The organism is Candidatus Bathyarchaeia archaeon (assembly GCA_035935655.1).
Taxonomy (GTDB): Archaea; Thermoproteota; Bathyarchaeia; order 40CM-2-53-6; family 40CM-2-53-6; genus 40CM-2-53-6.
On sequence record DASYWW010000040.1, the window covers coordinates 38,906 to 50,406 of the forward strand.

The 11,501-nt window shown below is 51.5% G+C and carries 10 protein-coding genes; 5 read left to right on the forward strand and 5 right to left on the reverse strand.

Annotation, left to right across the window (positions count from 1 at the left end):
* Positions 1 to 15: 15 nt before the first annotated feature.
* Complete coding sequence (locus tag VGS11_07870; protein HEV2120001.1) at positions 16 to 936, forward strand: DUF72 domain-containing protein; 921 nt, start codon at positions 16 to 18, stop codon at positions 934 to 936.
* A gap of 138 nt (positions 937 to 1,074) precedes the next feature.
* On the opposite strand, the gene VGS11_07875 is transcribed toward VGS11_07870, so the two are convergent.
* The gene (locus VGS11_07875; GenBank protein HEV2120002.1) at positions 1,075 to 1,842 is read right to left on the reverse strand and encodes a ParA family protein; all 768 of its coding nucleotides are present in this window, start codon (positions 1,840 to 1,842) and stop codon (positions 1,075 to 1,077) included.
* Positions 1,843 to 2,220: 378 nt separating this feature from the next.
* On the opposite strand from VGS11_07875, the gene VGS11_07880 reads away from it, so the two are divergent.
* Entirely contained in the window at positions 2,221 to 2,829 is a 609-nt protein-coding gene (locus VGS11_07880; protein HEV2120003.1) for a uracil-DNA glycosylase, read from the forward strand.
* A gap of 49 nt (positions 2,830 to 2,878) precedes the next feature.
* On the opposite strand, the gene VGS11_07885 is transcribed toward VGS11_07880, so the two are convergent.
* Positions 2,879 to 4,099 carry a hypothetical protein gene (locus VGS11_07885; GenBank protein ID HEV2120004.1) on the reverse strand — a complete coding sequence of 407 codons (1,221 nt, stop codon included), beginning with the start codon at positions 4,097 to 4,099 and terminating at the stop codon, positions 2,879 to 2,881.
* 55 nt (positions 4,100 to 4,154) lie between these two features.
* Positions 4,155 to 5,672: a hypothetical protein gene (locus tag VGS11_07890; GenBank protein ID HEV2120005.1), complete on the reverse strand. Its 1,518-nt coding sequence runs from the start codon at positions 5,670 to 5,672 to the stop codon at positions 4,155 to 4,157.
* Between the two features lie 289 nt (positions 5,673 to 5,961).
* On the opposite strand from VGS11_07890, the gene VGS11_07895 reads away from it, so the two are divergent.
* Positions 5,962 to 7,032 carry a hypothetical protein gene (locus VGS11_07895; protein ID HEV2120006.1) on the forward strand — a complete coding sequence of 357 codons (1,071 nt, stop codon included), beginning with the start codon at positions 5,962 to 5,964 and terminating at the stop codon, positions 7,030 to 7,032.
* Here the strand turns inward: VGS11_07895 and VGS11_07900 are convergent.
* Together VGS11_07900 and VGS11_07905 are read right to left on the reverse strand one after the other, a co-directional pair.
* On the reverse strand, positions 7,029 to 7,295 hold the full coding sequence (locus tag VGS11_07900; protein HEV2120007.1) for a hypothetical protein: 267 nt from the start codon (positions 7,293 to 7,295) through the stop codon (positions 7,029 to 7,031). The two genes, VGS11_07895 and VGS11_07900, sit on opposite strands and share 4 nt — an antisense overlap.
* Positions 7,292 to 8,311, reverse strand: a complete 1,020-nt coding sequence (locus VGS11_07905) for a hypothetical protein (GenBank protein HEV2120008.1) — start codon at positions 8,309 to 8,311, stop codon at positions 7,292 to 7,294. Before VGS11_07905 ends, VGS11_07900 begins: the two co-directional genes overlap by 4 nt.
* Before the next feature lie 89 nt (positions 8,312 to 8,400).
* Here VGS11_07905 and gcvPA point away from each other — a divergent pair, with 89 nt between their 5' ends.
* On the forward strand, positions 8,401 to 9,792 hold the full coding sequence (gene gcvPA, locus VGS11_07910; protein HEV2120009.1) for an aminomethyl-transferring glycine dehydrogenase subunit GcvPA: 1,392 nt from the start codon (positions 8,401 to 8,403) through the stop codon (positions 9,790 to 9,792).
* Between the two features lie 4 nt (positions 9,793 to 9,796).
* A complete protein-coding gene (gene gcvPB / locus VGS11_07915) occupies positions 9,797 to 11,320 on the forward strand; it encodes an aminomethyl-transferring glycine dehydrogenase subunit GcvPB (protein ID HEV2120010.1) in 1,524 nt (507 codons plus the stop codon).
* Positions 11,321 to 11,501 lie beyond the last annotated feature (181 nt).

The window sequence follows — 11,501 nt, forward strand, 5'->3', positions numbered from 1 at the left end:
CCGTCTCAAGAAGGTATGGGTCCGCTTCACATCGGCGCGGGAGGATGGAGCTATTTCTTTGTCTCTCATGGCGACCGGCTAAAGGCGTATTCGTCAGCCTACGATTTCGTAGAAGTAAACAGCACTTACTACCGATTGCCGACTCCGGCGAGGGTAGCGAGTTGGCGCAGAAGGGTCCCGCCTGGGTTCGAGTTCTCGCTTAGGTGTCATAGGGATGTTGCGGAACTTTATCGATTAGAGTCGACTCCAAAATCACTCCGCATTATCGACTCTATAGAAAAAACCTGCAGACAATTGCAGGCAACTATTCTGACAATTCTAATCCCAGCGACACTCGTCGGAAGCAAAGAACTTGCTCCGAAACTCAACTCGTTTCTTTCGAACATAAGCGTCGGCAGGAGTCGCATCGCCATCGAGTTTCGTGGGGGAGAGCCAACAGAGGAAACGTTGAAGACGCTTCAAGACCACGACGCCATGCATAGTGTTGACATTTCAAGACAGGACCCAAAAGTAGAGTCGAACTCTCTCTACAGCAGACTGTTCGGGAACGGAAGCGAGAACGCGTACGAGTTTGACGACAACGAGCTTCAGGGTATCGCGGCCAAGGCTTCAGGTCTGAAATTCGAGAAAAGCATTCTAGCGTTTCACGGAGTCAGAATGTATCGGGACGCGGCGCGTCTGAAGACTTTCCTGAACTCCGGAAGGTTCCCCTCGCTAACAGGGCAAGTTGGGCTCGAATCACTAAGAGAGGTCCTGGAGGAAGATACGGAGTTCCCGACTAGCAGGTCAGAACTCATCAGCAAGCAAGGTTGGAAGCTCTATGACAAGACTCCGGAGGTACGAGCGAGAGTCGCATCAGTCCTAGAGAAGCTTCCTGAGGCATCCTACATGACTCTAGGTGAAGTTCTATCATCCCTCAAAGAAAGTTCTCTCTGAGGGTTTTCAGGACGATACGGAATTGAAGAACCCGACACCAACGACGGGTTGCAGCCGTCTAATGATATGGAAAACAAAAAGGGACTGTTGGGAGGTATGTTTGTAGTGATTGGCCGATGTCTTCTTTGTGCAATTGTTCTAAGCTATTGCGACTGGTTGGACCTGAAGTAGTTCTTTTGCAAGTACCAGGTATTGTTCTGAGGCGGGGTTTCTCGGCCGGTACACTATGCCTGGCAACCCTTTGCTTGGAGCCTCGGCCATCCGGACTGATCTGGGAATCACAGATTTCAGTACCCGCTCGCCAAAGTTTTGGTTGACTTGTTGCATGACGCGCCGTGATAGCGCTGTTCTTCGGTCGTACATTGTCAGTATAATCCTGTAGTCAAAAGCTGCTTTCAATCGGGATCTCACGAGGTCCATGACTTTGAGAAGCGTTGGTAGTCCCTCCATTGGGTAGAACTCGCATTGTACTGGGATGAGGACCAGGTCCGACGCTACGAGAGCATTGAGTGTGAGCAGTCCAATGTTTGGCGGACAATCAATCACAATTTGTTCAAACTGGTCTTTGACAGGGCCGATGGATTCTCTGAGTACGTATTCTCTACCCGGAGTTGATGACAGCTCGACCTCTGCGCCGGCTAGGTCCAAATTGCTTGGTAGCAATGAGAGCCTCTCGATGCGGGTACTTAGGAGGACTTCCTCGGCTCTTCGTGATTGCGATAGAACGTTGTAGATTGTTGATGAGAGCGTTGCTTTCTCAAAGCCTAGTCCGGTTGTCGCGTTTCCCTGAGGGTCCAAGTCTACGATGAGTGTCTTCTTGCCTTCGATCGCGGTCGCCGTTGCAAGGTTGACTGCGGTAGTGGTCTTTCCAGTGCCGCCCTTGTTGTTTAGTACACTAACGATCATTGCTAAGACATTCTATTCTGGATAATCACTAAGAGATTGATTCGCAGAAAATAGCTAATGGGAACATTCCGAGGGCTCAATATCGTCAGAATCAGCCTCTCTAGATCGGAAAAATCGTGAAACTCCTAGACCTCTCATATAAGTGGCCTATGGCACCTCCCTTATATGACGAGATGCGATTGAGCGGTCTCGTCAAGCAATGTTACACTGAACTTGTGAATCTATCGCTAAACGTGCAAACAGAATAAACAGAGTGGCCAAATGAACGAAGGTTCAGTCCGTCGGGTCTCGTCTTCGGCAAGAGAACGACTTCTGACACTAACAGAGGAGGTTGTTCAATGTCGCGCGTGTCCCCGACTGGTCAAGTACCGAGAGTCAGTGGCCAAAGTCAGGAAAAGACAGTTCCTGAACTGGAACTACTGGGGCCGACCCGTCCCGGGTTTCGGAGATTTCGCAGCTATGATGTTCGTGATAGGATTAGCCCCTGCACCTCACGGCGGGAATCGAACGGGAAGAGTGTTCACAGGAGATAGGAGCGCAGACTTTCTTGTGAAAGCGCTCTTCGACGCTGGATATGCAAATCAGCCGCGATCTGTTGATGTGAATGATGGATTGGAGCTACAAGGTGTCTACATGACGGCTGCGGTAAAGTGTGTCCCGCCTGAAAATAAGCCCTCGAGTGAAGAAATGTCGAATTGCGAGCACTTCCTGAGATCGGAATTGGAGATATGCGAAAGGTCCAAGGTCATTCTCTGCCTAGGACACTTTGCTTATCTTTCGACGATGACCCTGTTGAAAAAGAACAACCTTTTCACATCCAAGATTCCAAAGTTTGAGCACGGGCTCGAACTCGACCTCTCGGACGGCCGCAAGCTATTCGCGTCGTATCATCCAAGCCCAAGAAACACGCAAACGGGTACACTAACCCCAAGGATGTTCATGTCTCTACTCCGGAGAATAGGTAAGTGCCTGAAGCAATCGTCTTAGTTTCGATATCGAGAAGTGGCTTGTCGCGAGATCAAGTGTGGTCGAGGATCTATCTGGAGAGTCGCGGTCGTTCTATCTGCACGTCGCGTGATAAGTACTCCTTGGTCTTCGACTCTGCTTGCACCAAGAACTCTTCGAAGTGCTTGTTCAGCACCCCGATCTTCTCCCCGGCCGAGCGGAGTCTCTCCGTGGCTTGAAGCTCCTCATTCTTTCCCTCGTCGATCTTCTTGAGAAGGATCTTCCTCTCAAGATAGAGATTCTTGCAGGTCGGGTCGTGGAGGAGTCGCTGTCGTTGACCCAGAAGGTTTCTGCCTCTACTCTGTTTCTTCGCCAAATGTTCAGTCGTCGTTAGCTGGTCGAGCTGAACCACGACTCTAGTAGTCTTCCTGTGACTAAGCCCCATCTTGCCTGAGTCCAGGGCACTTTTGAGGTTCGTTAGAATCGGCGTAAGGTATGGTCCGGAGTTTCGAGAAAGGAAGCTCCTATAGGGGGACTGGATGTACTCGCCCAGCGCTTCTCTCTCCTCGGATCTTAACGCAATTTCGCCTCGCTGGGAAAGATCCCTTAGCTTTCGGAGGGGTCGGCGAAGATGGGTTAGTGTGTCGGTTCTGAAATCTCTGCTTTCCTTCCGGAGTTCCTTCTCGATCTCTAGAACTTGTTTGAGTGAATCGTTGGACGTTATCTGTTCTAGCTCACTTGTCAGCTGTTTCACTGTAGACGAAAGTCCCTGAAGGTTTCGCTGAAGTTCGAGACTCTCTTTCTTCTTCTCCTCTAGTTGCACTCTAATCTGATGGATCGTCTCAACGGTTCCAGTTAGTGTCTTTGCACGTTGGAGGTTCTCGCCGTCTCCCTCGAGAAATTGAGATATTTTTTCTCCTACCTTCGCCATTCTGTCCACGATTCCAGAGAATGAAAGCATGTCCAGTAGGTAGAGTCCGTGGATTTCTCTCTGGGTATTGTTTCTGGTTTCTCTGAGGGAGCGTGCAGTGTTCGATAGGTTGTCGCGTAGAACTTTGTAGGAATCCCACGTGACATCTTGCGGAGTCTGAATCTTTTCCACGCTAGAGACCGCGTCGCGTGCCACACGTCCCACGACTCTTGCGGCTCGATATGAGATCGGGTCTTTCTTGGTCGCCAGGTTTCCGTCGGCTTTGCGAGCGAGTTCGTCGAAAAAGCTCCGAGCTTCGTCTATCGCCCTTCGCGCGTCGTCTGAGAGTTTTCCCGCTTTGTTATTCGTAGGGCGTAGTGCTTTCTCAAGTTCTTGAGTCAACCAGTTGTCGTATTCTTCTATTCGGATTTTCAATTATCGGGGGACCAGGGGATTCTTACCTAGTCTCCTCTCTGAGATTAATGACTATGGTGTCGAGTGTCTGTTGAGCCTTCTCCTTCCTCTTGGCAAGGTCCGACATCAAAGACTCATACAGTTCTCTAGCGATTCGTCCGCTCCGGTATTGATTCCTCAGGTCCGCAGATGTTGTCCGAACTACTTGGATGTCGGCTTCGGCTCGCTCGAGTCTCTTGATCATGTCTTGGTATCTCGGGTTTGCCTTTGATAATTGATCCTTAATTGGCGCCAGGGTTCTGTCTAGTTCTGCGATTCTTAGGTCGATGACGCGTCTTCGCCTCTTGTATTCATGACGGTTGAGCGCTCCCCTTGCGAGATCCTCATCCATCTTCTCTGCTTCGAGTCGCATAGCGGATTTTTCATCGTAGAATTCAACGAACCTTCCGATAAGCTCAGATGGAGCGCCGGAAGTCACTACGCCTGCAGCGCTGGTCGCACCGACTGCCAGTACAAGGGCCGCAATAGATCCTACGGCGAGTCCTGCCCAACCGAGGGCCGAGAGGCTCGCCCAGAACGGGTCAAGTTGGTAGTCCATCGTAAATGAGAGGTTGGACATCGGTGTAACTGTGGATATTTGCACGAGAATCTGGTTGCCGGAACTCGTGAATGTTTGCCCGCTGAATGAGTTCAGGCGGAATCCCACCGGGGTCACGATTTTCAGTTGTAGCGTCGGTTCAAAGAACTTGACATTCTCAAAGAGCCGAAAGTTCAGCTCAAATCGGCCTAATCCCTTAGAGGTCAAGTAGGACTGGGTAGGGAGCGAGTAGCTAATCTTGACTGAAGACGAGGCGCCCGCCCTTATTGTCCCAAATCTCGGAATGAAAGTCACTGCATTTGTTCCATCAGTGCCTGCCGCCGCACTAAGGGTACTAACTGTTCCAATAATGTCGCTTGCCATTGCCGTCTGAACGCCCTTGGGAAGGGGTAGGGTGAGACTTGAAAGGTCATGTCCCTCGTTCGTCATGTTGTAAGAATCCGCAACTTGAATGGCCCCCGCCTGCGCAAGCGTGATGGTCCTATTTGCTACAACGTCGAAAATGGTCTGGCTGGTGCCAGACGAGGAGAACGTCATGGTCGCCATCGTGGTATTGTAAGGCTTCAGCGTAGTGGTTTGAGAGGTGAAGGTGGCGCTGGCGAAGGTCCCATTGATTCCGGATATTTTCGGAGATGGCCAGTCACTGGTCTTCACGGAGACTTGAGCGCTGGGAACGCTGTAGGTTCCGTCAGTTAGAGGAAAGGGTTCGAACGTAAAGGCAAAGTTGTTTGAGGTTGTGTTGAAATTCAACAGGTCTGAATATACACTTGTAAGATTGAAGGTGTAGGCTCCAATCCTAGGGGCGGGGAAAGCGATGTCGATCGTTGAGTAATTGCCCCCAGAAGGTAGGGGGGCTTGGGCTGGGGGTGAAATCCGAAGCTGGTTTGATTGCGAATCCACTGCCCCTGTAAATCGGAGTTTGGCGCTAAGGGAAGACGGTATACCAAGGGTGATCTGGGACACTTGCGAGGACCCTGTGGTCAGAGTAAACTGATCGCTGACAAAGGTGACACCCCAATTGTTCGTAACAATCGATCTACTTAGCGTAACGGAACAACTACTCGAGGTACAGGTGGTCTGAGAGTGAGCCGGGCTAGGAAGTTGGGCTGACAATAGCGCCAACAGTAGAAGCGAAAGTACGAGCGCCCTCATTTGGAGAAACCATGTGCACCGTGCGACTTTGGTTAGCATCCGAAGCGACTCCCTACTTATTTATTCCCATACAAGCACGAATCGCGATACAGGTATCGTCATGCGAAGTATTCTTGTCACTGGTGCCGGAGGTAGCGCGGGCAACAATGTTTGCTGGAGTTTGAGGGTGAGCAAAGATGGCAAGAACATACTCCTTGACGGAACGGACATCGACAGGACTAGTATTGAACTCAACAAATGGATCGATAGAGCCTATCAGCTCCCCCCAGCTAACAGCCCTCGATACCTTCCACGCCTCAACCAGGTGATCACGAAAGACAAGGTCGAGATGGTGGTTCCTCAGCCCGACTCGGAAGTAGGCCGATTGTCAAATGCTAGGGATGAGGTGCGCGCTGCAATGTTCTTGCCTGACCGTGAAGCCGTGGAGGTCTGCCAAGACAAGTATGAGGCCTTGTCTAGATGGTTCAAGCAGGGACTCAGAAGAGAGTCAATTATTCTCTCCCCGCGGGGTGCAAGGACGAGACAACTGGTTAGGAGGCTAAGGTTTCCTTGCTGGGTTAGGGCGAGGCAGGGAGCCGGGGGTAGCCTGAGCTGCCTCGCGAGAACTTGGCGAAGTGTAGAATACTGGATTGGATATCACTGGACGGAAGGAATGAATACCGACTTCATCGTAGAAGAGTATCTTCCAAACCGAGACTTCTGCTTCATGTCGATCTGGAATGAGGGAAAGTTAGTGACCTCAATGGTCCGTGAACGTCTAAGCTGGGTGGGACACCGGACCGTAGGTTCAGGGGGAACATCCAAGCTAAACAGGGTCGTTCATTCAAACAAAGTAAACACGACAGCTCTAGAGGCTATTAGAGCGGTATCAGAGATACCTCACGGCGTATTCTGTGTCGATCTAAAAGGAGACAGCAGAGGCAATCCACGTCCGACGGAGATTAACTGCAGGTTCACAACCAATGTTCACTACCTTACTCTGGCCTCCTTGAAACTGGGTCATCCCGAATGGAACTTTCCATGGCTGGCTGCAAGGATTTGTCTGGGGGAGAGGATCCCGTCGTGCAAGGCTCTGAACGCATTGCCTGCGAATCTCTGGTTTACCAAGAATACTGACATGGGCTTCACAATCGTGCAGGGCGCTCGATGGCGCGCAGAAGATTTCTCCTAGACAGCTTCTGCTGTGCCTTCTCTCTTCCTGTAGAAATACAGTCGTACCTGGCGGTCCCAGATGAAGAGCCAGGAAATCGACAAGACTAGGGCTATCGCTCCTTTTACAGCGGCTGCAAAGTAGCGCCCTAGACTCGGGTCCGGTTCTATGCGAAGGGGTGCGATTACTAGGGCAAGGATTCCAAATCCAATTATCATAAGCGCCCACTGGGTCACGAAGACGAGGAGTTGTAGGGCAATGGCGCGTTTGTTCAGGTTTTTCACCCTATCAGAAGCATCGTAACAAGTGCTAGTCCACCTGAAATTAGGTAGAGTGCAAAGATCGTGGACACGATCTCTTTCTCTCGAGCCGGTCGACCGACGAGCAGGGTTCTGACTAGGGTCAAGGGTGCTTTGGGATCCGATGAGGAGGCAAGACGGCTATCATCTAGCAATCTTGTCGGCTTTGCGGTCAATGCTCTATGCTCAGTAAACCTCTTGATCTTGGAAAGGAAAAAGAAGGAATTCTGGATGTTGGGAAACATCGCAACTATACTTGCTATCTCGCTTCGGCCGAGGATCGCTAGGGCGCCTAGCGCAGCCCCGACGGACAATTGTCCCACATTTCCCGCGAAGGCTCTCGATGGGTACCTGTTGAAATAGAAGAAACCCAGCACAGAAAAGAGCAGAGCGGCATAAAGAAAGACTGTGCTCGGCACCGGGTCGGTGATGAGGATCCCGATGAGAAGTGCCGCGGATATTATGGAGACCCCGCCGGCCATGGTTCCGTTCAAAGGGTCAAGCATGTTTGTGGTGTTCGAGGTTACTGAGATGGCGACAGGTATGCTCAGCGGGTAGATGACCGGGAGGTGGAACATTCCGAATATTGGAACTTGCAGGGTTGGATTGTACACCTGATTGGGATAGAGCAATCCAAGAGCTACGATGGGTAGACCGCACAGGAGAGTAAGCAGAGGCTTGTAGATGCCTCTCATCTTCAGCCGGTCGTCGACCGCTCCAACAATTGCTGCGGACCCGACAACCAGGGAGAAGGCCAGCATCATTATCGAGTTGCCGCCCCCGACAAGAACGTAGGCCAAGGACAAGAGTATCAGTGTAATTGGGATCGCGGCGCCGCACATCTCGGGAATCCGCGGTTTGTTCAATTTGTGGACATCTATTCCAATTATCCCTCTCTTGGAATTCACCTTCATGAAAAAACGGGTGAGAACCAGGGATACTGGAAACGATACAATTGCAAGAAGGACGGCGGCAGTGACGTCCCACCCGCTGGGAAGCATGACCGCGAGAGGATGAAGCCCATTATAAAAGAAATGATTCCAGGGCGAAGGATTATCAGTAGTCGGGAACCGACGCGTTCAGAATTCAGATGGCGACATTCGACCATCCCTTTCTCCCCAACGCAGGCGCATCGATTCGAAAAACGATGCTTGAGGCGATCGGAGTCGCCTCCATCGATGAACTCTTTTCCGATATTCCAAGCCAGGTTCGCGTAAACCGTCCATTGAAGATTGACTGGCTTCCTTCGGAACAAGAGGTCAAGGGTCATGTCGAGCGTTTACTGGCCGAGAACAAATCTGCAAGTGACATGCCGCTCTTTCTAGGAGGAGGCATCTACAACCACTATCTCCCCGCGGCTGTCAAGGCTATTCTAGGACGGACCGAGTTTCAGACCTCGTACACTCCCTATCAGGCTGAAATCTCCCAAGGACTCCTCCAGTCTCTTTTCGAGTTCCAATCCCTGGTCGCTGACCTCACCCAGATGGACGCGGTCAATTCATCGCTCTATGACGGTTCAACGGCTTTGGGCGAGGCGGCCCGTATGGCTTCTAGGGCTACTGGAAGGAAAAAGATTCTCGTCCCGCAAAGCCTGCATCCTGCTAAGTTTTCGGTTCTGAAAAACTACACCGAGCCCGCTGGCATCGGACTCGAGACCTTCATGTATGACATGGAAACAGGCGGGCTAAGTCCGTCCGACTTGCAATCGAAAGTCGACCGAGATACCGCCGCAGTTTATTGCGAAGTTCCATCATTCTTCGGAGTTCTTGATCCAGAAGTCGCCAACATTCCTTCGATCTGCCATTCGAAAGGCGCCTTGTCAATAATTGGCTTTGATCCGATATCGCTAGGAGGATTGAAGCCTCCAGGAGAGTACGGAGCTGACATCGTGATCGCCGAGGGGCAGTCGATATCGACAGAGATGAACTTCGGTGGACCGGCTCTCGGAATCATCGGGTGCCGAGGCGAGAACTTGATCCGTCAACTTCCCGGCAGGCTGATCGGTATGACCACCACTCTGGACGGAAAAGAGAGGGCGTTCAGCATGGTTCTTCAAACCAGAGAACAACATATTCGCCGAGAAAAGGCGACGTCCAACATCTGCACAAACGAGGCTCTCTTCGCTATCGGGGCAGCTGCTTATCTTTCGCTCTTAGGGCCACAGGGCCTCCGCCAACTCTTCGAGAGCATCCTCGTCAAAACGAGCTATGCGATCAAGACGCTTAGCGAGATACCGGGCGTCATAGTACCCCGCTTCACCAGCCCGCACTATCAGGAGTTTGTCGCTTCGTTCAAAGGAGCGAAGGGAACTCTGGCCAAGTTGAACAAGTCGCTGCTTAGCCACGGAGTTCATGGTGGTAAGAGTCTTGTCAAGGATTTCCCCGAGCTGGGCGAAAGCGCGCTATTCTGCGTAACAGAAGTTCACAGCACCGAAGCGATTGACAAGCTCCGGCTCCTCATCGAAAAGCTTCAGAAGGCGTAGCAAAATGTATCACCAGGCAAAGTGGGACGAGCCACTCATCATCGAGAGGTCGGGCGATGGTAAGAAAGGACATAATCCTGCGATCCCGAGTGATATCGAGCGGAAGATTGTTGGACAGGACATCTGGAAGAGCGTTCCAAAGGCTCTGCTGAGAAATGGACTGCCCCCGCTACCTGAGATTTCGGAGCCTGAAGTAGTTCGCCACTACACCCGCCTCTCGCAGGAGAACTTTTCGGTGGACTTGGGAATCTACCCTCTCGGCAGTTGTACCATGAAGTACAACCCGAAAGTCTCCGAAGCTATCGCTCAGAACCCTAAGCTCGAGAAAATTCACCCAGAGCAAGACGAGTCGACAGTGCAGGGAATTCTCGGTCTGTTGTACCGGCTGGATAGGTTTCTGGCGGAGATTACAGGGATGAGTCGAATGTCTCTCCAGCCTGTCGCTGGCGCCGCTGGAGAATATCTTGGAGCTCTCATAATGCGCGCCTACCACAAGTCGAAAGGAGAATTGGAACAGCGACGTGAAATGATAATCCCCGACTCTGCTCACGGAACAAATCCCGCCAGTGCAGCGATGGCAGGATTCAGCGTTGTCGTGGTCCCGTCCAGCAGTGAGGGCATGGTAGATCTTGAGGCTCTCCGAAACGTAGTAGGGTCCAGAACAGCTGGTTTGATGATCACGAACCCCAATACCCTCGGAATTTTCGAGAAGAATATTCTCCCGATCGCGAAAGCCGTTCACGATGCGGGAGGTCTGCTGTACTATGATGGTGCAAACTTCAACGCGATTCTAGGGAAGGTTCGGCCTGGAGACATGGGATTCGATATTGTTCATCTCAATCTTCACAAGACCTTCGCGACTCCTCACGGCGGTGGTGGACCCGGTGCTGGACCCGTAGGCGTTAGAAAGGACCTCGAACAGTTCTTGCCCGTTCCACTGGTTGGTTTTGATGGCACGAAGTACTTCTTCGACTCCGATATTCCGCACTCAGTGGGAAAGGTTACGGCGTTTCACGGCAATATTGGTGTCTTGGTTAGAGCCTACGCCTATATCCTAAGTCTCGGCCCGGACGGGCTCAAGGCCGTTGCTGAGACCGCGGTTCTTAACACGAACTATGTTCTGGCCAGAGTTCTCGAGCACACCAAGTTTGAGCTTCCATATAGTCGGCAGAGGAAACACGAGTTCGTCCTGAGCGCCAAGAAGATCAGCGAACAGACAAGCGTGAGAGCACTGGATATTGGGAAGAGAATGCTGGATTGGGGAGTTCATTCCCCGACAGTCTATTTCCCGCAGATTGTGGAAGAGGCGATGATGGTAGAAGCGCCAGAGACTGAGAGTCTGAGGGACCTCGACGAGCTTGTAGAAGCATTCATCAAAGCCGGAAGAGAAGCCGAGACTGATCCTGAAAAACTACGAAGTGCTCCCCACGACACTTCCGTTGGAAGAATTGATGAGGTCAAGGCGTCGCATCCTAAAACCCTCACCCTAAAGTGGAACAATCCTAAGATCCAGAATCAAGCGTCTTGACTATGTTCGGGTTCTGCGAAGACTGTCATCTTCATGACATGTCCGCCTAAGACAATTAACGGTGGGCGAGAGCAGACTTGACTGTTTCGTCCAGCGTCCAAGAGGTTAGCTTATTAGCTGACCCGCGCAGTTTATCATTTCGTATTACGTTTTGAATACGTTCTCGCTATCATATGATATA